A 23,428-nucleotide genomic window follows, 5' to 3' on the forward strand; every position below is an offset into this window, starting at 1 on the left:
AATGCGAAACACTTGAAGACAGCCTGCAAGTCGCCTTCATCTGCGACCACATTGCGCCGTCTCACAAAACTCTGGAGCCTTTGCTTAGCCCTTGCGACATCCTCGCTTGGCGCAACCACCGCAGCCACGACAGCAGTCCCTCCAGCGATTGCGGAACACCTCCAGAGCCTCGCGCCGACCGAGCAATTGCCCTACCTGCTGGAACAATCGTTGGAGGCTCAAGATGAGGACGTCGAGCTGGCGCGTGGTCTGATCGACCTCGCCGCCGAACGCGCGACCACCCCCACAGAACGTCTCAGCGTGATGCAACGTCAGCAGGCTTTCCTCATGCTGCGCGGCGACTACGAACGTGGTTTGGCGCTGGCCGAAGAAATCCTCTCTCTCACGCGCGAACTCAACCTCCCGCTCGAGACCTTTCGGACCCACATCGCATTGGGCCGGGCACTGCGTCTGATCGGCGACGCGCCTGCCGCCCTGCAAGCCCTGCACCGCGCGCTCGAGTTGGGCGAGGGTCTCTCGGAGGTGCAACGTGACATCGCTCGCACCTATTCATTGATGGCCTCGGTTTACCGCCGCCAATCCGACTTCGATGCTGCCGCCACCTGCTATGACAAAGCGCTGGCCATCGCGACCGAACATCACTTCGAGCGTTTCAAGTTCAGCCTCCTCGCCAACCAAAGTCTTCTGCTGATGGACCTCGGTCGTTTCGCCGAAGCGAAACAGACCCTGGAGGAGGTTTTGGCTTACCATCAGGACGCGGGCAACCGCATGGCCGCGGCGTCGGCGCGCTTCAACCTCGCTTCCATCGCCCACCACACCGACGACATCGCCTCTGCCGTGGAGGGATTTGAGGCCGTGCTGCAGGATTACCTGGAACTCGAATCCAAGGGCCGCGAGGCCAACACTCGGCTCGCCCTCGCCGAGATTCACTTGGAACAGCATAACCTGCCCGCCGCGATCGCCCAACTCGACGCCGCGCAGCCAGTCGTAGAGGCCAGCGGCGACCTCACCCATCAGGCCAAATATCAACGGCTGCGCGCCATCGCCCAGGCGGCGCAGGGCGACACCGCCGCTGCCATAACCTCCACCTACCGGTTTATCGAACTCAGTGACGCGCTCGCCGGTGCCGACGTGAAACGGGACATCGAGCGCCTGCGCGCCGAAAACGAAATCGCCCGCAAAGACACCGAGCTCGCCCAGGCCGAACGTGACCGCGCCATCGCCGCCTCGGCGCTGGATCACGCCGCCGCCGAACTCACCAAAACGCACACCCGCTACATCACGTTTTCGGTCATCATCCTCGCGCTCGGGCTCACCAGTTTGGGGGTTCTGACCACCCGTCGCCGCGCCGACCGCCGTATCCTGGCCGAAACCGAACTCGCCCGCGCCGCCGCTGAGAAGGCCAACGATCTCAAAACCCGGCTGCTCGCCATCGCTTCGCACGATCTCAAATCGCCGCTCTCCGCCATCACCCTCTGCGCCGACCAAGTCGTCAGTTTCCCCGACGACCACACCTACACGCAGGAGAACGTGCGGCGCATTCTGGAGCAAAGTCGGCGGATGTCCGAACTTATCACTGAACTGCTGGATCTCAGCGCAATCGAATCCGGCCACCTTGATCTCCAACGCCAGCCCTGCCGGCTCTCCATGTTGACGGCGACCACCGTAGCCACCCACCAAACCCAGGCCGATCAAAAAGGCATTCACCTCGAAAGACCGCGCCCCGCGCCGGAAAACGACCCCACGGTTTCGGTCGATCCAAACCGGATCGAACAGGTGCTGAATAACCTCGTGGGCAACGCCCTGAAGTTTTCCCCAGCCGGCGGCACGATCCGCATCGAGCAGTCGAAGAACGACCGATTCGTCAGCCTGTTCATCAAAGACAGCGGCCCGGGATTCACCGCCGAGGACCTGCAGCAGGCCTTCGCTCCGTTCTGCCCCCTTTCCGCCCGCGCCACCGGCGGTGAATCCAGCTCCGGTCTCGGCCTGCACATCGCCCGCGAGATCGCTCATCTCCACGGCGGCACGCTCGATATCGTTTCCGCCCCCGGCGCGAGCGCGATTCTGCGCCTCCAGCTCCCCCTGGCCTGAGTTTCAAAGGCGCTCGGTCTTGGGCAAAACCCGGGCAGACGCGGGGCTTGTTTTTTCGGCCAGCTTTTCCCCATTCTGACGGTTCGTCGAAATTTCTTCCTCCAAGCTCATGCCCAAACCCGACATCTACATCGGCACCGATAGCGGTGCGACCACGTCCAAGACCGGCGGTATCTACGCCGACGGCACCCCGATCTCGCACGAATTGCGCCAGAGTTCGACCAACTCCGTGGGCGGCACCGCTGCCGTCATCGCCGGTTGGGTTGAGGGCGTGAAGGGTTTTATGGCCGACAACGAGCTGTCCTGGGATCAGGTCCGCGGCGTCGGCCTCGCGCTCCCCGGCCCCTATCAGGATTACGGCATTCTCGATAAGTCCGCCAATCTCCCCGACAGCTTCATCGGCTGGAACTTCCTCGCCGAATACAAAGCCGCTCTCTCCGCCGAAGCCGGCCGCCCCATCCATGTCGCCACCGGCAACGACGGTGACCTCGGTGGTGTCGGCGAAGCTCACGCCGTGCGTGGCGACCGCGCAGTCGGCGTCGTCCTGCTCGCTCCTGGTTCCGGCCTGGGCTGCGCCTACGTTGGCGCCGACGGCCTGCACCTCGCCGGTGACAACTTTGCCGGTATGGAAGGCGGTCACATGCCCGCGGCATTGCACCTGCTCGGCAACCCGCCCGTCTACACCTGCGGCTGCGGCAAGGGCTGGGGCTGCATCGAGGCCTACACCACCATCTCCGGCCTGCCTCAGCTCCTCCGTGACACCCTCAAGCGTTACCCGGATCACGAGCTGGCCAAGTCCGACGCCCCGGAGAAGGAGAAGGTCCTCTCCCTGCGCACCCGCGCCCAGAAAGGCGACGAACTCGCTCTCGATATTTTCGACTTCCAGGCCAAGGCCCTTGGTCTGCACGCCGCCAATCTCATCATCGCGCTCGACCCCGCCTACGTGGTGATCGGTGGCGGCCTCATCGACCCCGAGTCGACCACCGCTGAGTTCCGCCAACGCTACCTCGACGGCATCCGCAACGCCGCCCTGCCTTACCTCTTCCCCCGCCAACGTGAGCACGTGCAGTTCGTCCCGGCGACCCTCGGCGAACTCTCGCAATGCATTGGCGCCGCGCTCGTCGCTCGTCAGACGCTGCCGGTCTCGGCTTAACCCGGGCCTTTCCCAAAAGCCCCTTTACAGACGGAAACGAAGCGCGCGAAGTGGACGCCCGTCACTTCATGCCTTCGTTTCCTCTGTTGCCTGCCGCTAAAACACTCCTGATCAGTCTGCTGCTGACCGTCGTCACGACGGTCTCAGCTCAGGTTTACAAGGGCGCGATCCTCTTGGATGCGTCCACCGGCGAGGTCTTGTTCGAGGACCGCTCCGACTACGTCGGTCCCCCCGCCAGTGTGACCAAACTCATGACCTATCTGGTCGTGCACGACATGCTGCGGGCCGGCGAACTTACGCTGCAAACGCCCGTCGAGGTCACCGCCGAGGACTCTCGCATGGGCGGCACGCAAGTTTGGCTCAAACACCGCGAGGTGTTCCCGGTCGACGAGCTGCTCTACGCCCTGCTCATCCAATCGGCCAACGACGCCGCTCACGCGCTCAGTCACGCGGCCGGAATCTCCCGCGAAGAATTTGTCGCCCGCATGAACGCCCGCGCCCAACAGCTCGGCATGACCGACACCATCTGGCGCTCGCCCCACGGTCTGCCGCCGAGTTCGCGTCGCCGCGATGAATCGGACCTGACCTCGCCGCGCGATCTCGCCAAACTCTCCCTCGCCCTCCTGCGTGAGACCGAGGTCCTGCGCTACACCTCCATCGAACGCCGTCCCTTCGGTCAGGGCGTGCGCGCCAAGCCGGTGATGATGGACAACCATAATAACCTCATCGGCAAAGTGCGTGGCGTGGATGGACTGAAAACGGGCTTCACCCGCGCCGCCGGCTTCTGCCTCGCCGCCACCGCCCAACGCGAAGGTCGCCGCATCATCGCGGTGATCATGGGCAGCCCCACCTCCAAAGAGCGCGACATCAAGATGGCCGAGCTCATCGAGGAAACCTTTGCCAAGATGCCCGCCGCCACCGGCCCCTTTCAGCCCTTGCCGCCGGAACCCATGCCGGTGAGTGCAGCCGCCCACCCGATTCAAATCGAAGCTGCACCGGAAGCGGCCGCAACTCCGGCTGCAGCCCCCGAAAAATCGGAAGAGATCGAGGTGCCGCACATCAGCATCACCCCGCTCGCGCCCGAGGAAGACGCCGCGCCGCCCGCCGAGATCGAGGACGACAAACCCACCGTCGAATTCCGCATCCCGAACTAGGGCCTCGGGACACGCCTAAGACCTAGCGCGAGCAAGCTCGCGGCCGACATTGAGTTTTCGTTGCCGCAAGGTAGGCTGCGAGCTTGCTCGCGCTAACCCTGCCTCTCGGCCGCGGCCGCCCCCCGCCGCCGCTTCGCGCGCTCAGCCCTTACGCTTCAAATGCAGGAACAGCTTCCCGTTGGCGTAATACTCGAGGTAGCTGGCCGACGTCTGAATACGATCGGTCCAGGTGTTGGCCGCACGGCCACTGTTTTCCTGCGCCACCAGCACCTCCTCGCCCGTGAACCACTTACGGTAACCGGCCCCCTTCTGCATCGAGATTTTCATCGTGAGCGTGTCGTTCCGATGGTCGGGCTGAAGCTTGATGAAGATATCATCGCCGCTCACACGCACGTCTTGCACCACGGCCTCGTCGAAGGCGATCGCCTCCCACGGTCCCCATGAGCGGGCGGTTTTGTGGTCGTCGGCTCGCAGCGCCGCAAAAGCGCCCAAAATGCAACCGAGGGTGAGGAGCGAGAGAAAGCGGAAGCGGTTCATGCCGCCAAACTGGCACGAACCGCCGTCGCGGCAAGCCGCCGCTGCGTCACAATTTGTAGCCGGGTCGCCTCAGCGCTCGACCGGATACGCCCCGATCTGTCCCTCCTCGGCGCCGATCAACTCCGCGATGCGCGCCGGGATCTCGCCACCGGCACCCGCCGCGGGGAAATCAGTCGAGAGCTCAAAACGCTTGAGGTGCAGGCCGTGGAAGAGCGGACCGAAATAGCCGTTCAACTCCTGGCCATGCGGATCCACCGCCGGCACCACCGCCTGCAGGTCCGCCAACGTGGCAAACTTCGCCTGCGCGTCTTCGTCGTCCGGCACCGGCGCCCACGTGTAGAGCTCGGTCGGTTCGTCGCCGAGGCGCACGTAAACGTTGTGATCAAAAGTAACCTGCGCGTCGGTCAGTTTACCGGCGAGCTTGGCTTCCTGCTGGACGCGCACCACGCCGTCTTCGACCGCACCGTCCGTCACGAAGAGGTTGTTGCGCACTTCGTGGTCGACGCGCTCATCGACGTCGGGACCGCTCGCCGGATGCCAGTCGAAGTGATCGCCGTCGGCGCTGCGGCTCGTGCGGGTGACGCGCATGGAAGAGTTCACGAACGTGTTGTTGAACACCTTGGCGCCGGAACTATTGAGCACCCAGGCGTCGCTGTTCACGAAGACGTTGCCCGCCACCGTGACGCCCTTGGAGATTTCGAAGAAGAAGCCGTTGTAGCCGTCCTCGATCCAGTTGTTGATGAACACGCCGTCGACGTTGCCCACGTCATACCAGATGCCGTTGGAGCCGGGGTTTTCGGTGAGCAGGTTGTCCCGCACGACGACGCGGCGCGTCTGGTTGAAAATCTTCACCGCGGCCGGGAAGTAACCCTGGATGCCCTCGACGTTGTTGCGGCGGAAAATGTTCTTCTCCAGCAGCGCGTCGTCGGAAGCCAGGATGAAGATGCCTTCGGTGCTGGTGTCGCTGATGAGGTTGTGGCGAAAGACCATGTTATCGCCGCGGAAGTAACCCGCTACGCGCGAGCAGTGCGTGATCGTGCAGTGCTCCAGCGTCGTGCCGATGACGTCGTTGCCGTGCTTTTCCTCGGGCGAGATCTCCTCGGGATCGTAGCCCTCGATCTCGATCGCACGGTAGGCGTATTGGGTCATGGTCAGGCCTCGCAGCACCGGGCCTTTGCCATCGCTCGACTTGCCGTGCACGTCCCCGATGGTGCGGGTGAGCGCGTTGTCGAAGGCGGTGATCTCCACGGTGTGCTCCGCCGGATCGACCGCGATGTAGATGTTACCGTTGTCGTAATCGACCGAGAAGGAGCCCTCCTCAACCTCGCCTTCCCAACCGACCGTCTTCAACGGTTTGCCGTCGACGAAAACCATGTCGTTGTTGAAGAGCCACTGCGGGGTCGTCGCACCGAAAGTCCCGCGCGTCCACCAACCCTGCGGCTTGAGCGGGAAGAGGTGCTCCCAAGCAATACGGTAGAGTCCGTTCCGCTGTTTCTCGGCCTGCTCGGCGTCGACCACGTAGGTGCCCTTCAAAATCGGTCGCTCGTCCTCGAACGCCTGCATCGTGATGCCCTGATTGAGCTGCAGGTTGCCCGTGCGATAAATGCCTCCGCGCAGGATGATGGCATCGCCCGTGACCACGCGACTGATCGCCGCTTCGATCGTCGTCGGTGCGTCGAGACTGTTGCCGGTCGCGTCGGCGTCGCCGTGCGGCGCCACATAATACACCGTGCCGGCGGTGCTCGGGATCGTATAGGTTTGCTGGATCGGGCCGTAGGGACCGCCAGAAGGCGCCGCAAAAACAGCCGTGGCGAGGACGCTCATCAAAGAAAGCGCCGCAGGAAGGAGTCGGGTCAGGGTCATGGGAGGAAAACGGGGGACGAGGGGTGGGCCCTAAGCGATGCCCGCTTTCCGCCCGCGCGCAACCGAACCCGCTCCGCAAACTATAGAACCACGGAGACTTGCCGCAGTCAGCGTTGACCCCGCCCCCTGCCCCGCTTGCGATGCCCCGCGAATGTCCGCCCTCACGCCCGCCAAGCCCACCCAGCGCGTCGCCGCCACCGCGATCAACGCCGTCATCATCGTCGCCTTCGCCGTCTTCGCGGAGTGGATTGCCGCCACCTCGACGGCGCCGACGGCCACCGCCCGGGCCTACGTGGCGTCACAGGCCCTCTTCGGGCTCTCGGCCATTTTCTGGCTCATCTGCGGGCAGGCTCGCAGCAGTCCCGGCCTGATGGCCATGAAACTGAAACTGGTGCAGGCCGAAACCCCCGGCACCCGTCCAACCCTGATCACCTGCCTGCTGCGCCCGCTGCCCTTCTTCATCGTGGTCGCGATCATCGTCGCACCAACCTCGCTGATCCCGCGCGCCATCGCCGCCTTTCACTTCATCCTGGTGCTGATCGGCGCCCTTTTCCTGGCGGCAAATTCCACCCCCATCTGGAGCGGCGACGACCGCCGCAGCCTGCTCGACAAGTGGCTCAAAGTCCGCGTCGTGCAGAAGTGAGGTGGGGTCGGACCGCCGGGCCGACCGCGTCGCATCCCCAACCGACTCCTCTAAAAACAGCGGGCCCGGCGGTCCCGCCCTACCGTCATTGGCGCCGCTTGCCGCGCTCCATCAGCTCCACGATCGCGTCGACGTCGTAAACGCAGCCGCCCCAGCTGCCGCCACTGGCGCTCTGCAGCGCGGCCCACAAACGCGTGTCCGCCGGCACGCGCGGATCAGGCTTCAACGCCGGATTGGTCGGCCGCGCCGCCAAGTCCTCCGCCGTCACACCGACCACATCGACCGTGCCCTCTAGCGCGCGTGTATCGATGCGAATCCGCAGGCGGTCGCCGTCCCTCACTTTGCCGATCGGCCCACCGGCCCACGCCTCCGGACTCACATGTCCGATACACGCGCCCGTCGACACGCCTGAAAAACGCCCATCCGTCACCAGCGCGATCTGGTCGCCGCCCTTCACGTGTTTGAGCGCCGAGGTCACCTGATAGGTTTCCGGCATCCCGGAGCCCGGACCGATGCCAATGAGAACCATGATGTCACCCGGCTGAACCGCGCCGGTTTTGATCGCTGCAATCGCCGCCGCCTCGCTCGGATACACCCGCGCCGGCCCCTCGTGGTCGTAAACTCCATCGGAATCCAAGCGTGTCGGTGAAATCGCCGTGCTCTTCACCAGCGCCCCCTCCGGCGCGAGATTGCCCCCCAGGAAGGTCACCGTGCTGGTGAGGCCACGCTGCTGCGCCCGTTCGGCATTCATGATCACGTGGTCGGGGTCGATCCCGTCAAACTCGGTCAGCTTCGCGCGCAGCCGCTGACGCCGTTCACTGCCTTCCCACCATGCCAAATTCTCCCCCAGTGTGCGGCCCGTGACCGTCGGCGCGTCGAGTTTGAGCAAACCCAAGTCGCGCAGATGCAGCATCATCTCCGGCACGCCACCGGCGAGGAACACTTGCACCGTCGCGTAGTGCTGCGGTCCGTTGGGCAACGCGTCCACCAAGCGCGGCACCTCACGGTTGATGCGGGACCAATCGGCCACGGTCGGGCGCGGCAACCCGGCCGCGTGCGCGATCGCCGGCACGTGCAGCACCAGGTTGGTCGATCCTCCCACCGCCGCGTGGCAGACCATCGCGTTGTGCAGCGAATCCCTCGTGAGCAGGTCGCGCGTCGTGGTGCCGGCCTGCTCCAAACCCATCAACGCCAGCGCCGACCGCCGTGCCATGTCGCGCCAGATCGGCGCGCCCGATGGACTCAGCGCCGAGTGCGGCAGGGCCAACCCCAGCGCTTCGGCCACGACCTGCGTCGTCGCCGCCGTGCCCATAAACTGACACCCGCCCCCCGGCGAACCACAGGCGCGACAACCCATCTCGGCCGCATGATCGAGCGTGATCTCGTCCCGCGCAAACCGCGCCGCCAGCGTCTGCACTTTGGCCGTATCTTCCGCTTCCTCCGCCAGCAGCGTCACACCGCCCGGCACCAGCACCGTCGGCAGATCCGGCGTGCCGGCCAACGCCATCAACATGGCCGGCAGACCTTTGTCGCAGGTCGCCACGCCGAGCACGCCGTGCCGCGTAGGCAGCGAACGGATCAGGCGGCGAAACACCACCGCGGCGTCATTGCGATACGGCAGGCTGTCGAGCATGCCGGCGGTGCCGTTGGTGCGGCCGTCGCACGGGTCACTCACGTAAGCCGCAAACGGAATCGCCCCCTGCGACGCGAAGACCTTGGCCGCCTCCTCCATGAGCAGACCGACCTCCCAGTGCCCCGTGTGGTAACCCAGCGCGATCGGCTGACCATCCGGCGCACGCAGCCCCCCCTGGGTGCTCAGCACCAGAAACTGTTTGCCGCGCAGCTTGGCCGGGTCCCAGCCCATGCCGGCATTCTGCGTCCAACCAAACAACTCGCCACTGGCCATCGCGCGCAATTGCTCGGCGCCGAGCGGCAGGCGTCCCGTCGGACCGGGCGCGGTGGTGCGCAGTTCGTAGATGGACGGATCGCCCGATTCAAAAACAGGTAGGGTCGCCATGGGGTATGGGGCGCGCCGGGTTGAACCGGCTGGTTTATTGCGTGATCGCGTTCACCAGCGTGCCCGCCGGTTCGATGGTGATGCGCACCTCATCGCCGACCTCGAGCGTGAACTCGTCCGGCGGCACGATACCCGTGCCGGTCATCAGAAACGCTCCGCAGGGGAAACTGTTGTCGCGGAACAACCACTCCGCCAGCGACGGCAACGGGCGTTTCAATTGATCGAGCTTCGTCGCGTCCGCAAAAACCGTTTCGCCACCGCGAACCAACTCGAGCCTGATCTCTGTCTCCGGTCCCGGCAGCGTATCCGACACGACGATACACGGCCCGATCGCCGCACTGCGGGCATAGGTCTTGGCCTGCGGCAGGTAGAGCGGATTCTCGCCCTCGATGTCGCGCGAGCTCATGTCGTTGCCGACCGTGAAGCCAAAAACCTTACCGGTTGCACTGATCGCGAGCGTCAACTCCGGCTCCGGCACATTCCACTTCGAGTCGGCGCGAATTTTCACCGCATCGCCCGGTGCAACCACCCGCTGCGGGGTCGCCTTAAAAAACAGCTCCGGTCGCGGCGCATCGTAAACCCGGTCGTAGAAATCACCGCCACCCGCGTCTTTCGACTCCTCCATGCGCGCCGTGCGGCTGCGGTAGTAGGTCACACCTGCCGCCCAGACCTCCTGGTTTTCGATGAGCTTGCTGGCCGGGCCGAGCGCCTCCACCACGACGCCCGCCGCAAACGCATCGCGCGTCGCGGCCACGGGATCGGTGGCGGTGAACAAAGCATCAAAGCCAAACTCGGCCGGAGCCTGTTTGAGCACACCTGCGTTCTCGATGACGAGAGCACCATCGGAGGGGTAAACACGATAGAGCGATGACATGGGGGCGGAGAGAAACCCATCGCCCAGCACAATACACCCTAAAAAGGAGCCGCCGCTGCGCTATGTTTTGAACGTTAGCTCAATCGAAAGTCTTGCATCACGCCGCTTGCGCCAACGCGGGACGTGTTCATGATTCCCAGTATACCCCAACGACCGGCACGCGGTCCCATCTGTCCGCCCTGCCGTCGCCCCCACGGTCCTGTCACCGTTTGTTCCGCTGGCCCTCTCTCGACTCAAGCGTTCCTCCCAAACTTGTCCGCGCCATGTATGGAACTCCTCCCCCCGATCTCGACGACGCCGCCACCAAACAGGCTCGCATCGAGATCATCCCGTTGATCGATGTGATCTTCTTTTTGCTGGCGACCTTCGTGCTGTTCACCCTCTCGCTCGACCGCACGCAGATCATTCCCCTCAACCTGCCCAAAGTCGAAACGCCTCCGGACCGAATCATCATCGAGCCCGCCGAGCCGGTCTACCTGCAGGTTTCCGATCGCGGCAACTACTACTGGGATCAGGAACTCATCTCCTTCCCCGAAGTGAAGCTGCGTCTCGCCCAGTATGCCACCGAGCACGACCCCAAGATCATGCTCACCTCCGACGACCGGGCCAACTACGGCGACGCCATCCGGCTCCTCGACGCCGTGCGCGCCGCCGGTATTGACCAAGTGTCGATGGAAACCCGCTTCCGTCGCACCGGCCAGTAGAACCGGCCTCACACCTCCGCGGTTGCATTCGCCCCAAATGTAGCCGCGGCCGTGTCGGCCGCGCCATTGGGACCGCCGACGCCCTCGTCGGCTTCACCCTCCGCTACTCCGCCAGCACACGTCGATACAGCGCTTCGTATTCCGGCACGATGCGCTCGGTCGAAAACAGGTCCCGCGCCCGCTGCCGCGCCTTTGCGCCCATCGCCTCCCGCAGGGCATCATCACTGAGCAACCGGTCCAACGCTCCCGCCACCGCCGCACTGTCGCCGGCCGGCACCAGCAAAGCAGAGCAGTCATGCTCCATCACTTCCGGGATGCCACCCACGCGCGTCGACACGCTCGGGCAGCCAAAGTTGGCCGCCTCCAAAATGCTTAGGCAAAAACTCTCTGAGTCGGACGTAAACACACCGACGTCCGCCGCCTGCAGGTAATCCTCCACCACCGACACGCTCTCGCGCAGCACGATGGTGTCCTGCAGCCCTAGCTGGCGCACGAGACCTTGGTGTTGCGTAAACGAACCACCGGCGAGGACCACGACCTTAAAACGCTCCCGGTTGGGCACCTGCGCCAGCGCCTTGAGCATCACATCGATCCGCTTCACCGGGCGCAGATTGGACAGGTGCAGCACCAACTTCTGCCCCGGCTTCACGCCCAGCTCCTTGCGCACCGCCTCGCGGCTGCGCGCCGCCGGCCGCGGATCGAAGAAGTTGTGAATGACATCGATCTCGCGCTGCACGCCAATGATGCGGTGGGTCTCTCGTCGCAGAAAATCGGATACCGCCGTCACCGCATCGGATTGCTCCAGCGCATAACCGATCGCCGGTGCGTAACCGGGGTCGCGCCCGAGTAGCGTCGTGTCGGTGCCGTGAAGGGTCGTGACCACCGCCGGACGTTTGCCCTCGGGCAACATCGAGCGCGCCAGAATCGCCGCCGTCGCATGCGGCACCGCGTAGTGCGCGTGCAGGATGTCCAAGTCGAACGTCTGGGCGACCTCCGCCAGCTTCACCGAAAGCGGCAGGGTGTAATCGGGGTATTTGAACAGCTCGTAGCTGCTGATTTCCACCGGATGGAAATACACCCGCTCGTTGCCCGGCTTCAGCCGAAACGGCCGCTCGTAGCTGATGAAATGCACCTCGTGTCCGCGCGCGGCGAGTTCATCGCCCAGACCCGACGCCAGAATGCCGCTGCCCCCCACCGAGGGGTAACAAATGATGCCGATGCGCAGCGGACGAGTATCCATAATCAAAGGACGCGCTTCAAAAGTGCCGACTGCCGCCACCGAGTGCGTCGAGATCGGTGAAGACGAGGGGTTCGTTGGGATAGAGCGCGATGGCGTGGCTGCCCCCGGCGTTCTGCCCGAGCAGGCTGGCGCGGGTGATCTGCAGCGAGCCGTAATCACGCGTTTTCATTTGCGACGCATGCGCTGCCATGGCCTCGCGCCAGATGGCCACATCCTCATCCGTCAGCGCGTAGAGCACGGGCGGACGACCGACCGGCGCGGCATCGGGCGATACGGCATAAAACAACAGGCGCTTGATGGCGTGGCGCGGTTGGTCGGCCAGTTGCTTCACTCCACCATAGCGGGCCAGCCGCGCCGCATCGCGAGTCATCCGACCGACCGCGACATGATCCGGATGTTGATCCTCTTCGACCGTGAGCGTGAGCACGGTCTCGGGCCGCACCCGGCGAATGATGGCCGCAAGTGTGCGTGCGCCTTCGCGGGTGTTTTCAATGTTGGCGTCGCCGCCGAGATCGAGCCATTCGAGCGTCGCACCCAGCGTAGCCGCCGCCGTCTCGGCTTCCTGCGTGCGAATCTCCGGCGTGCCGTTGGTGCCGGATTCTCCGCGCGAGCACACCACAAGATGCACCGGACGTCCCCGACGCGCTTCGGCCGCCACGATTCCGCCAGCCCCAAACTCGATGTCATCGGGGTGAGCGCCAAAAACGAGCAGCGGAGCGGGGTCAGACGGGGAGTTGGGCATACGCTTCACTGGAACGATCTATTTCGTCGCGCGCAACATAGGTGATCTCGGGCGCGTCCTCCTTGCGCAGGTAGGCCTGCTCCCCTGCCCCGGCAATGTAGTGCGTGCAGCCGAGCACCGATTGCATCCACGGCAGGCGCGAATCGCGCGCCGGGCTGATCTGGGACTTGGCGTAATCGCAGCGCGGCAACTCGAGCCACGCCGGACCGCCGCGATGCAGTTTCAATGCACCGTCGACCAGACGCGCCCGCACGGTTTCGCCCTCGTGCGGAACATCGACGTAATAGTCGTCGATCGCACAGGCAGCCTCGCGCACAGCAGCGTCGCCGGAGCGCACGACGCGCACGCCTTCGAGCAACCCCATGGCCCGGTAGAGCTCGAGGCAGAAGTCCGCCACATTGTCGGCCTGCACGGCGCGAAACGCCTCCACCGCTTCCGGCGGGGCAAACGCCCCCAAGGACCGCGCCATGTTCTCCTGCCAGTCGGCCGGAATGCGCTTCGCGTAGAGCGGGCTGTATTTGCGCTGCAGCTTGTTTTCGAAGGTGAAATTGAAGCTCTGGGGCTCGTCGGTCTTCAGATGCCGCAGCGTCGTCTGCGTCTCGCGCGGGTCATGGTCGGCGTCGTGGTAGAAAAATACGATCTCGCCGCCCAGTTCCTGTTGGAGCCGGCGCGCCGTCCATACCTTGGCGACCAGGAAGCGCCGCGGAAAAAAACCGCAGGGCTGTTGCCCAAAGGCGATCACGGGAGCGGCCTCACTCATGCGCGTTCGGCCGGTGCTTTACCGGGCAGGAAAGTTTGAAACGCCAGGCTCAAACCCACCGCCAGCGCGCAGCCGATGAAGTTATACCAGAGGTAGCTGATCTCGAGTTGGAAGAAGGAGACGATGACCAGCGCCTGCGCGATGATGGCCGCCCAAAACACCGCGGTGCCCCGCACGTGTTTGAGGAAGAACGCGACGAGGAAGACGCCGAGCACCACACCGTAGAAAATCGAGCCGAGGATGTTCACCGCCTCGATCAGGTTCTCCACGAGATTGGCGAACAGGGCGAAGGAGATGGCGACCACGCCCCACATCGCGGTGAACCACTTGGACGCCGTGAGGCTGTGTGCGTCATCAGCATCCGGTCGCAGCACGTGGCGGTAAAAGTCCACCGTGGTGGTGGAGCCGAGCGCGTTGAGTTCGGAGGCGGTCGACGAGAGTGCCGCACAAAAAATCACCGCGATGAGCAGACCTACGAGACCGTTGGGCAGTTGCTGGAGCACGAAGCTGATGAACACATAATCGGCATCGCTGGCGGCGAGTTCGGCGTCGGCTTCAACCAGCGCCGTTTTGGCTTCCGCGCGAATTGCTTCAGATTGCTCCCGGCTCGCGAGCATGGCGGCGCGGGTGACTTCGACTTGCGCGTCGTCACCGCTGTCGCGGGCGGACAGGAACTGCTCGATGGCGACCTTCTTCTCGGCCTGCGCCGCGTCGAAGCGAGCCTCGATATCGGCAAACACGTCCCCCTGCTCACCCGCCAACTGTTGCTGCCAGACAGCGTCGTTGAAGAAGACCGGCTGCCGGTCGAATTGATAGAAGACGAACACGAAGACACCGAGCAGCAGGATGAAGAACTGCATCGGGATCTTGAGCACGGCGTTGAACATCAGGCCCATGCGACTCTCGCGCAGGGAGCGGCCGGTGAGATAACGCTGCACCTGCGATTGATCGGTGCCGAAATAGGACAACGAGAGGAAGAGACCGCCGAAGATGCCCGACCACACGGTGTAGCGTTCGTTGATGTCGAAGTTCCAGTTGACCGCGTTGAGCTTGCCCATGGCACCGGCCACCGCGAGGGCGTCGTCGCCGGAAACATCGGACGGCAGTTTCGCCAATACCACGATGAAGGCGATTGCCATGCCGATGAGGATCACGGTCATCTGATAACGCTGCGTAAGGCTCACCGCCTCACTGCCACCGGTCACCGTGTAGACCACCACCAGAATACCCGTGCCGAGCACAGTGATCCCGAGCGGCCAATCCAGCACCGAGGAGACGATGATGGCCGGGGCGTAAATCGTGATGCCGGCGGCCAGACCCCGTTGCAGCAAAAAGAGCGCGGCGCCGAGCAGGCGGGTTTTACCGTCGAAGCGCTTCCCCAGGTATTCATAAGCTGTATACACCTTGAGGCGCCGGTAGATCGGCAGGAAGACGGCCGCCACAATGATGAGCGCGAGCGGCATACCGAAGTAGTTCTGCACAAACCCAAGCCCACTCTCGAAGCCCTGTCCGGGCGTGGAGAGGAAGGTGATCGCACTGGCCTGCGTGGCCATGACGGAGAGGCCGATGGTGCCCCAGCCGATGCGTTGATCGCCCTTCAAGTAGGTGTCGAGTCCGCCGACCTTGCGCGTGGCGAGCACGCCATAAACGGCGATGCTCAGAATGGCCCCGAAGAGAACGATGTAATCGAGGCCGCTCATGCGTAATGCAGGCTGAACAAGGTCATCGCCCCCACCAGCACGGCGAAGGTGACGAGAACCAAAAGGTAAACCCCGCGCCACGTGGGCACTCCGCGGAGGCCGGTGCGGGCTTCGAGCTCGGCGTCCTCATTGGGCGCAGCTCGGTGTTCGGCAAAAGTAGTCATGGGATCGGCTGGCGGGATCAGCTAAGCACGGAACCTCACTGCAGCTCGGCGAGCAGCGCGTCGTTCATGACCTTGTAACCACTGCCTGCCCCTTCCTGGGCGACGGCGAGACGCGTGGACGCTTCGGCGGCGGCGATGGCCTCGGCTTTGTTGCCGAGCTTAGCGTGAATCTTCGCCTTCAGGTGCAGCATCCAAAACGCGTTGGGCGTCTGTTTGAGCGCGAGGTCGATCCACTTGGCGGCCTTCTGCAGGTCCAAGTCGTGGTCGTAATAGAATCCCGCCGCTTGGAAATAGATGTAATCGCGCTGCTGCTGACCGGAGCTCATCACAGCCTCGATCTGCGGCACGAGCTTCTCCTTCACGTCGACCTGGATCGGCACCGCCACCTTGGTGTGTTCCCAGGTGAAGTTGAGCGTCGCCCGCTCATCGCGCAGGTCATTGAACCAGATGGCGAAGGTTTCGACGGGCTCGGTCAACTCCGTGGCCGGCACGGTCACCCGCACCACATCTTCCGTCGGATCGTAGTTAAACGCGCCCCATTGCTCGGCGACGCGGTTGAGGATCACCACCCACTCCTCTTTACCCGGGATGCTGAAGAGGCCGTAGGTGCCGGCCGGGACCGCCTGCCCGCCAAAAATGATCGGCGTATCAAAAGTGATGCGCGTCGCCGCGTTGGCCCCTGTGCGCCAGACTTCGCCGTAGGGCTGCAGCTCACCAAAAATCGTGCGGCCTTTCACGCTCGGCCGGGAGTAGACGATTTCAAATTCGGTCAACCCCACCCGTTGCCGCAACTCAGCCGCCGGACTCGCGGCGGGGAAATCAATGCGGTTGGGCTGAGCCACGACCCCACCGGCGATCAAACCGGCGCACAAGGTGGTGACGAGAAATCGGAAGGAAACTTTCATGCTGAGCTAAGCTGGACGGAGAGGGTTTTGAGCGATGCCTAAAGCAGGGATGCCAAAATCGCCACATCGCGAGAGCCCTCCTCACTTTCTTTTGTTCCCTCAAACCTTGTCGAATCTGCAGCTGCCCAAACGTTAACCGCCCTGAATGTCGTTATTTGCGCCGGAGTTGCGATCGCCCCGAGTCTGCATTCTGCTCTGCGCACCGATTCACCGTTCGCCCTCGATACCATGACGCCCGACGAAGTCTCCGAAGCCGTTACGACCAGCATCTGGTCGCACTTGCTCACCGTCGGCGGCTTCCTGCTCGCACTCTTCGCCATCGCCCGGCTCATCAGCGACCGGCGGCAACCGGGCAACACCATCGCCTGGCTGCTCGGCATCGTGCTCATCCCCTACGTGGGCGTGCCGCTCTATCTGCTGATCGGCGGCCGCAAAATCCAACAATTGGTCGCACGCAAACAACGCGTGTCCCCTCGCCTCGACGGTGCCCCGGCCGCGCGCGAATCCACCCAACACCTGCCCGTCGCCCGCGCCATGGTGGCCAATGGTGCCAGCGAACCGGTGAGCGGCAACCGCGTCCGCCTGCTCACCAACGGCGAGCAGGCCTTCGCCGATTTGCTCCAACTTATCGCCGAGGCCAAACACACCATCAACATCACCACCTTCATCCTCGGCCGCGAGGAGACCGGCCAAGCCATCATCGACGCCCTCGCCCGGCGCGCCCGCGACGGCATCAAGGTGCGCCTCCTGCTCGACGGGCTCGGCAGTTTTGTGGCGTCCCGGCGTTTCTGCGACCCGTTGCGCAAAGCCGGCGGCCAGGTTGTGACCTTCATGCCGGTCGCACCGCTCTCCACCCGCCACTCCGCCAATCTGCGCAACCACCGCAAGATCGCCGTGTTTGATGACTGCCGCGCGGTGGTCGGCGGACACAACCTCGCCCGCGACTACATGGGCCCGCAGCCTTGGGGAAAACGTTTTACCGACTTCGGCTGCATCATCGAGGGCCCCGCGGTCGGGCTCATCAACGAGGTCTTTTTCGCCGACTGGAGTCACGCTTCCGGCGAAGATCTGGAGGCCCTGCGTAGCTCCGAATCCGTTAGTTGCCCTGCTCCGGCCGGCGACGGCGAACTGCAGGTCATCGCCAGCGGTCCCGACGTCGAAGGCGACCCGCTCTATGAGGGCATCGTTTCGCTCGTGCAGGAAGCGGAGCACAGCGTGTGGATCATCACGCCCTACTTCATTCCCGACGAAGTCCTGCAACGCTCCCTGCTGGTCAAAGCCCGCGCCGGCAAGGACGTGACCCTCATCGTGCCAGAGCGCTCCAATCATCGCATCACCGACTACGCCCGCCGCCAATACCTGCGCGAGCTGCACCAAGCCGGCGCGCGCATCCTCCTCTACACTCCTGGTATGCTGCACGCCAAAGCCATGGTGGTGGACGACTGCATGGGCTTGTTTGGCTCGGCCAACTTCGACCTGCGCAGCCTCTTCGTGAACTTCGAGATCGGTGTCGGCGTCTACTCCGAGGAAGACGTGCGCGCCATTCGCAGTTGGGCGGGTGATCTGGTGCGCCACTGCCGCGAATGGACGCCCGGCCAGCCGCGCCCCTACCGGGTGCTCAGCAATATCGCCGAGGAACTCAGCCGCCTACTCGCGCCGTTACTGTAAAAAGAAAGCGGCGACCCGAGGGCCGCCGCTTGGAAAGTTTCGCTTACGGGTGATCGGACCGCTTAGGCCACCGCCGGCAGACGGTCGAGCAAGGCCACCGCTTGGCGGACTTCGCGACGCATCTCCTCGAGGGCGTGGCAGGCTTCCTGCCACTTCTCGTCGGTCTTGTGGGCGTAGTCCTTTTTCAGGGCGTCCACCTGCTCGCGGTAGTGCACCTTGAGCTCGTTCCAACGGGCATTGATCTCGGCCAGGCGCTCGGCGCTGGCGTGCAACAACTCGCGGGTGCGCTCGTTGATGCGATCAGCCGAGGTCTGGAGATGCTCCTGCACCCGGCGCTGCGCTTCGCTGAGCTGGGCGGAGATGATTTTGGAGTCATCCACGCGGCGCAGTTCGCTGGCCATGCCGAGTTTGTGCAGCACCCAGATGGTCCACTTGGTCGGATCAAACTGCCACCACTTCACACCGTTACGGTAATCGTGTTGAAACTCGTGGTGATAGTTGTGGTAACCCTCGCCAAAGGTGAAGAGCGCCATGATCCAGCTGTCGCGGGCGCTGGTGCGGCTCGAGTAAGGACGGTTGCCGACCGAGTGACACAGCGAGTTGATGAAAAAGGTCATGTGCTGCACGGCGGTCACGCGGGCCACACCGGCGAGCAGGAACGCGCCGAGCGCGCCCACCGGACCGTTGTAGAGCCACCCCAAGGCCGCCGGGAGCAGGAAGCCCGCGGTGACGGCGATGGTCACGTAATACTTGTCCTGCCACATCACGAGACGGTCCTTGCGCAGATCGTTCACGTTATCCCACGGCGGCTCCGGGTTGATCTTGAACAGGATCCAACCGATGTGGGCATGCCAGAAGCCCTTCGAGATATCGTAGGGATCGTCGTCGTGGTCGGTGTGCTTGTGGTGGCGACGGTGGTCGGACACCCAGGCCAGCGCGCAGTTTTCAAAGGCGGCCGCGCCAAAAACCAGCGTGAGGAAACGCACCGGCCAGGCGGCTTTGAAGGCCTTGTGGGCAAAGAGGCGATGGTAGCCGAGCGTGATGCTCAGGCCGGTCGCGATGAAGAAGGCGAGGAACAGCGCGACTTGGAACCAGTCGATGCCGACTTTCCAAAGGTAATACGGCACCGCCGTAATCGTCGCCAGCCCCGTTCCGATGAGGAAGGAGCTGTTGGTCCAGTTGATTTGAGTTCCAGGGATTCTGAAGGGCACAGTAAGACGACCGTGAAACGCCAAACGGCCCCCCGGCGAGAGCAAAAACTACTTAAACCGATCAGGAATGCTATCTCCCCCGACCGGGAACCGACGGCGCCTCCGTAGTAGCTGCGTTGGAGCGCAGCGACAACGTGGCCGTAGGATGGCCGTGGGACGACCGTAGAATGGCTGCCCACGGCCGACACTTTCACCTGCGAGCCGGGCCACGCTTTCCCCTGCGGCTCAAGCGCGGCTACTCAAGGGGCGCGGTGCGGTGCCCGGACTCGCCCTACCGGGACTCGGTCTGCACCAGCTTGTAGTTCACCGCGTCTTGCAGCGCCTCCCACGAGGCGTTGATGATGTTGTCACTCACGCCGACGGTGCCCCAAATCTCGCCGCCGTCGCCGGACTCGATGAGCACACGGGTGCGGCTGTTGGCGCCGAGGCCGCTCTCCAGGATGCGCACCTTGTAGTCCCGCAACTCCATCTCGCGCAGCTGCGGATAAGCGCCGTCGAGGGCCTGACGCAGCGCCTTGTCGAGGGCACCGACCGGACCGACACACTCGGCGACGGTGTGGACCGTCTCGCCATTTACCTTCACCTTCACGGTCGCTTCGGCCGTGAGATCGGCACCGTGGTGCTCCACCATCACCCGGTAGCTCACGACCTCGAAGTAGTCGCGGGTCTGGCCGAGCGAACGGGCGATGAGTAGCTTCAGCGAGGCGTCGGCGGCTTCAAATTCGTAGCCTTGGAATTCCAGTTCCTTCAGCTCCTCGATCAGGCGCTTCATACCGTCGCCCTTTTCGTCGAGTTCGAGGCCGAGTTCGCGCGCCTTCATCGCCACCGAGGAACGGCCGGCCATGTCGGACACCAGCACGCGGGTGCGGTTGCCGACCAAGGCTGGGTCGATGTGCTCGTAGGACGACTTCACTTTCTGGGCAGCGTTGGCGTGCAGACCGCCCTTGTGGGCGAAGGCCGAGGTGCCGACGTAGGGCGCCTTGGTGTCCGGGCGAAGGTTGGCCAGCTCATCGAAGTAGAGGGACAACTCGCGCAGCTCACCCAAGTTGGCGGCGCAGGGAGCCGTCTTGCCCATCTTGAGGAAGAGGCTCGGCATGATCGTCATGAGGTTGGCGTTGCCGGTGCGCTCGCCGTAGCCGTTGGCGGTGCCCTGCACGAGGCCTGCCCCGGCGGCCACGCCTGCGAGCGAGAGGGCTACACCGAGACCGCAGTCGTTGTGGCAGTGCACGCCGACCTTATCCCCGCCGAATTCGGCGACCACCTGCTGCACGATCGTCTGGAAGTCGTTCACCATGGAGCCGCCGTTGGTGTCGCAAAGGGTCAGGTTGCTGGCCCCGCCGCGCATCGCCGCAGCAAGGGTGCGGATCGCGTAATCCGGATCGGCGCGGTAACCGTCGAAAAAGTGCTCGGCGTCATAGATCACCTCGCGGCCCTGCGCGACGAGGTAGCGCACGGAGTCCTCGATCATGGCGAGGTTCTCTTCGAGGGTCGTGCGGATGATCTCCGTCACGTGCAGGTCCCAAGTTTTACCGACGAGAGTCATGACGGGCATGCCGCTGTCGAGCAGAGTGCGCAGTTGGGGGTCCTCATCGGCCTTGGCGCCGGCGCGACGGGTGGAACCAAAGGCGGCCAGCTTGGCGTGCTTGAGCTTCAGCTTCTGTGCCTCGGCAAAGAAGGTGATGTCCCGCGGGTTCGAGCCCGGGAAGCCGCCCTCGATGTAGTCCACCCCAAACGCGTCGAGCTTCTCGGCGATGAGGAGTTTGTCCGTCACCGAAAAGCTAATGCCCTCACCCTGCGTGCCGTCGCGGAGGGTGGTATCGTAGATCTTAACTGCGTTGTCGTTCATGAGGGGAGGATCAGGTTTGGAGGGTTGGCGGGGCCGGGCCAAAACAAAAAACCCCGAGCGGAAAGCCCGGGGTGTCAGGAGGATCGGCGAGGAGTGAAGAGTCCGCTAAGCCGCATCGACCTGCCCGGGCAAACGGGCAATCGTAATAATCGCGGCAATAATAATGGTGGCCTTCACGAGCCCTCACGCATGCAAACGCCCTCCCCCACTGTCGAGCGCAAAGGTCTGCCAATGATCCCGCTCAAGCCGTGTTGCGCTTCCGCAGGAAGCTGATGAGGCCGATGGCGAAGAGCGAGCCGAGGCCGACCAGCCCCCAGGTGCCGGCCGTGCCGCGGTTGCTGAGCGCCCAGACACTGGCCAAGGTCGCCGCACTCGTTGCGCCCGCCATGAGCAGGTTCACCACCAAGCGCACGCCCCCGCTCGGCCGATCTTTACCCAGCGCGCCTTTACTGTTCATGAGCAGCAGGAAGGTGAAGTAAGCAATCGGCAGCAGCGTCGTCGCGATGACCGAAGCCGGAATCGCCAGCGCCGCGCGCGAGGCACCCGTCCAGATGACCGGCGCGAAGAACCCGCTGATGCCCGGCATGAGTGTGCCAATGCGGAACACGGTCGGGTTCTCGTCGCGCTTAAACACCGCGCCGATGGCGAGGCCGTTCATGAGGATCAGGATGATGATGCTCGACCACGCCATCGCGATCACGCCCACCCCGAACACGAGATTCGCTCCCGCCTTACCCAGCACCGGTGCCAGCGCCGCCGAGAGTTGTCCGGCGTCACGCGAGGCCAGCATGGCCGCCATGCGGCGGTCGACCGGCGCGAGGGTTTCGCGAGCGGCCGCTTTGGCGTCGGCGTCGAGTGAGGCAAAAGACGCCCCGTCGCGCAGCTTGAGGAACTTGTCCACCGAGTCGCCATAAGCACGGACCATCGCCGGCCGCACACTGCCGTCGGGGGCGAGCACGTCGTCGGTCTTGGTGTAAAACGCGCTGCCTGCCGCGATCACCAAACAGCTTGTCGCGATGACAAACGGAATGAACAGACCGAGCGAAAGATCGAACATCGAGAGTTCGCGGTGCTTCCGCTGCCAGCCGCGACGCAGCAAGGTGTAGGGCAGCAGGAAGGTCATGTTGATGCCCACCGCCGTGCCGCCCGCTGCGATGATGATGTCGCGCTGCGAATTGGAAATGATCTCCCGCCACAAGCCCTCGTGCGCCCCCGTCGCGGCCGCGATTTCGGCCAGTTGCGGCGTCGGTTCGTGTAGTTGCGAGAGGTGCGGAATGAGACCCGCCATCACCGCGCCGACATCGATCTGCCCTCGCGCCACCAGCATGCCCACCACGAGGAAAAAGGAGAGCACCACCACCGCCACGAGCACCTTGAGCACGAGTTCAAACAGCCGGATACCTTTGCTGCCGGATTCGTAGCCCCAGACGATGCCCACGGAAGTCACCGCCAGGACGCCGCCGATGATCCATGGAGCCACTTCGCTGTCGGCCCAGCTGGGGGTGAGGTTCTGCAAAAAGGTCGAAGTCGCCAACGCAAACTGCGGCAGCGCAAACACCACGTTGGCCACGATCGTCGCCACCGCCCAAGCGATCGCCAACACCGGCGTGAGGTGACGGCTGACGGTCAACATCGGTCGCTCGCCGGTCGAAAGGGTCACGTAAGCGATCGCCGACAGCATGGTGATGCCACACAGCATGGCGAAGGGTTGAATCCACAGCAGGTGCGGTCCGGCCACGATGCCGATGAAGAGCGAACCGGCCAGACTGCCACCTCCGAGCGTGATCGCGCCCTGCAACCAGCCGGGACCGGAGAGTTTGGCGTAGGCGCCGAGTTTGCCAAAAAATCCGCTGTTGGCGGCTGCTTCGAGCGCCGCGTCTTCCGGACGCTCCACGTTGTAGTCGATTGCCATGGTGAGGGGTAGAATGGGGTAAGGGGTCGGGCGCGAGCACCCGCGGGGAAGCGCCTACCATTGCGAGGGGCGAGGGCGGCGCGAGGGCAAACGCTCTCTCCATGTTCAAAAAATTCATCGCCCGTTTCCGTTGGTGCGCTCCTCTGAAAACCCATCCTTTTGGACCTACACCACCGCCATTCGGGTAAAACAACAAGGCTTGGCCTCACCCGACCCACACGCCAAAGGAATTGCGCCATCGCCG

19 protein-coding genes are annotated in these 23,428 nt (G+C 64.0%); 6 read left to right on the forward strand and 13 right to left on the reverse strand.

Annotated features, from left to right (window positions below; translation table 11 throughout):
• Window positions 1–186 precede the first annotated feature (186 nt).
• The 3 genes from K1X11_RS04610 (at window position 187) to K1X11_RS04620 (ending at window position 4,398) form a co-directional block, all read left to right on the forward strand.
• Complete coding sequence (locus tag K1X11_RS04610) at window positions 187–2,091, forward strand: ATP-binding protein (protein ID WP_221031775.1); 1,905 nt, start codon at window positions 187–189, stop codon at window positions 2,089–2,091.
• Between the two features lie 109 nt (window positions 2,092–2,200).
• On the forward strand, window positions 2,201–3,244 hold the full coding sequence (locus K1X11_RS04615; protein ID WP_221031776.1) for an ROK family protein: 1,044 nt from the start codon (window positions 2,201–2,203) through the stop codon (window positions 3,242–3,244).
• 86 nt (window positions 3,245–3,330) lie between these two features.
• Window positions 3,331–4,398: a D-alanyl-D-alanine carboxypeptidase family protein gene (locus K1X11_RS04620; RefSeq protein ID WP_324726094.1), complete on the forward strand. Its 1,068-nt coding sequence runs from the start codon at window positions 3,331–3,333 to the stop codon at window positions 4,396–4,398.
• A gap of 141 nt (window positions 4,399–4,539) precedes the next feature.
• On the opposite strand, the gene K1X11_RS04625 is transcribed toward K1X11_RS04620, so the two are convergent.
• Window positions 4,540–4,935, reverse strand: a complete 396-nt coding sequence (locus K1X11_RS04625) for a hypothetical protein (protein ID WP_221031778.1) — start codon at window positions 4,933–4,935, stop codon at window positions 4,540–4,542.
• 69 nt (window positions 4,936–5,004) lie between these two features.
• Window positions 5,005–6,798, reverse strand: coding sequence for a right-handed parallel beta-helix repeat-containing protein (locus K1X11_RS04630; RefSeq protein ID WP_221031779.1), 1,794 nt, complete (start codon window positions 6,796–6,798; stop codon window positions 5,005–5,007).
• 151 nt (window positions 6,799–6,949) lie between these two features.
• Between K1X11_RS04630 and K1X11_RS04635 the strand changes: the two genes are divergently transcribed.
• Entirely contained in the window at window positions 6,950–7,441 is a 492-nt protein-coding gene (locus K1X11_RS04635; protein WP_221031780.1) for an RDD family protein, read from the forward strand.
• Between the two features lie 85 nt (window positions 7,442–7,526).
• Here the strand turns inward: K1X11_RS04635 and K1X11_RS04640 are convergent, their stop codons facing one another.
• Window positions 7,527–9,458 carry a YjhG/YagF family D-xylonate dehydratase gene (locus K1X11_RS04640; protein ID WP_221031781.1) on the reverse strand — a complete coding sequence of 644 codons (1,932 nt, stop codon included), beginning with the start codon at window positions 9,456–9,458 and terminating at the stop codon, window positions 7,527–7,529.
• A 34-nt stretch (window positions 9,459–9,492) separates the two neighbouring features.
• Window positions 9,493–10,332 carry a fumarylacetoacetate hydrolase family protein gene (locus tag K1X11_RS04645; protein WP_221031782.1) on the reverse strand — a complete coding sequence of 280 codons (840 nt, stop codon included), beginning with the start codon at window positions 10,330–10,332 and terminating at the stop codon, window positions 9,493–9,495.
• 263 nt (window positions 10,333–10,595) lie between these two features.
• Here K1X11_RS04645 and K1X11_RS04650 point away from each other — a divergent pair, with 263 nt between their 5' ends.
• Window positions 10,596–11,036 carry an ExbD/TolR family protein gene (locus K1X11_RS04650; RefSeq protein ID WP_221031783.1) on the forward strand — a complete coding sequence of 147 codons (441 nt, stop codon included), beginning with the start codon at window positions 10,596–10,598 and terminating at the stop codon, window positions 11,034–11,036.
• A 103-nt stretch (window positions 11,037–11,139) separates the two neighbouring features.
• On the opposite strand, the gene bshA is transcribed toward K1X11_RS04650, so the two are convergent.
• The 6 genes from bshA to K1X11_RS04680 are packed head-to-tail and all read right to left on the reverse strand — an operon-like array spanning window position 11,140 to window position 16,547.
• The gene (gene bshA / locus K1X11_RS04655; RefSeq protein WP_221031784.1) at window positions 11,140–12,276 is read right to left on the reverse strand and encodes an N-acetyl-alpha-D-glucosaminyl L-malate synthase BshA; all 1,137 of its coding nucleotides are present in this window, start codon (window positions 12,274–12,276) and stop codon (window positions 11,140–11,142) included.
• A gap of 16 nt (window positions 12,277–12,292) precedes the next feature.
• Window positions 12,293–13,018: a PIG-L deacetylase family protein gene (locus tag K1X11_RS04660; RefSeq protein ID WP_221031785.1), complete on the reverse strand. Its 726-nt coding sequence runs from the start codon at window positions 13,016–13,018 to the stop codon at window positions 12,293–12,295.
• Complete coding sequence (locus K1X11_RS04665; RefSeq protein ID WP_221031786.1) at window positions 12,999–13,778, reverse strand: hypothetical protein; 780 nt, start codon at window positions 13,776–13,778, stop codon at window positions 12,999–13,001. Before K1X11_RS04665 ends, K1X11_RS04660 begins: the two co-directional genes overlap by 20 nt.
• Window positions 13,775–15,478 (reverse strand): sodium:solute symporter family protein, encoded by a 1,704-nt coding sequence (locus K1X11_RS04670; protein WP_221031787.1) that lies wholly within the window; start codon window positions 15,476–15,478, stop codon window positions 13,775–13,777. Before K1X11_RS04670 ends, K1X11_RS04665 begins: the two co-directional genes overlap by 4 nt.
• On the reverse strand, window positions 15,475–15,642 hold the full coding sequence (locus K1X11_RS04675) for a hypothetical protein (RefSeq protein ID WP_221031788.1): 168 nt from the start codon (window positions 15,640–15,642) through the stop codon (window positions 15,475–15,477). The genes K1X11_RS04670 and K1X11_RS04675 overlap by 4 nt, the downstream gene beginning before the upstream one ends.
• Window positions 15,643–15,677: 35 nt before the next feature.
• Window positions 15,678–16,547: a DUF2911 domain-containing protein gene (locus tag K1X11_RS04680; RefSeq protein ID WP_221031789.1), complete on the reverse strand. Its 870-nt coding sequence runs from the start codon at window positions 16,545–16,547 to the stop codon at window positions 15,678–15,680.
• Between the two features lie 228 nt (window positions 16,548–16,775).
• Here K1X11_RS04680 and cls point away from each other — a divergent pair, with 228 nt between their 5' ends.
• Entirely contained in the window at window positions 16,776–18,215 is a 1,440-nt protein-coding gene (gene cls, locus K1X11_RS04685) for a cardiolipin synthase (protein ID WP_221031790.1), read from the forward strand.
• 62 nt (window positions 18,216–18,277) lie between these two features.
• On the opposite strand, the gene K1X11_RS04690 is transcribed toward cls, so the two are convergent.
• From K1X11_RS04690 to K1X11_RS04700, 3 genes are all read right to left on the reverse strand, one after another.
• Window positions 18,278–19,426 (reverse strand): fatty acid desaturase, encoded by a 1,149-nt coding sequence (locus K1X11_RS04690; protein WP_221031791.1) that lies wholly within the window; start codon window positions 19,424–19,426, stop codon window positions 18,278–18,280.
• Between the two features lie 271 nt (window positions 19,427–19,697).
• Window positions 19,698–21,272: a citramalate synthase gene (gene cimA, locus K1X11_RS04695; protein WP_221031792.1), complete on the reverse strand. Its 1,575-nt coding sequence runs from the start codon at window positions 21,270–21,272 to the stop codon at window positions 19,698–19,700.
• Window positions 21,273–21,513: 241 nt separating this feature from the next.
• Window positions 21,514–23,184 carry a divalent metal cation transporter gene (locus K1X11_RS04700; RefSeq protein WP_221031793.1) on the reverse strand — a complete coding sequence of 557 codons (1,671 nt, stop codon included), beginning with the start codon at window positions 23,182–23,184 and terminating at the stop codon, window positions 21,514–21,516.
• Window positions 23,185–23,428: the final 244 nt, after the last annotated feature.

Source organism: Actomonas aquatica (assembly GCF_019679435.2).
GTDB lineage: Bacteria > Verrucomicrobiota > Verrucomicrobiia > Opitutales > Opitutaceae > Actomonas > Actomonas aquatica.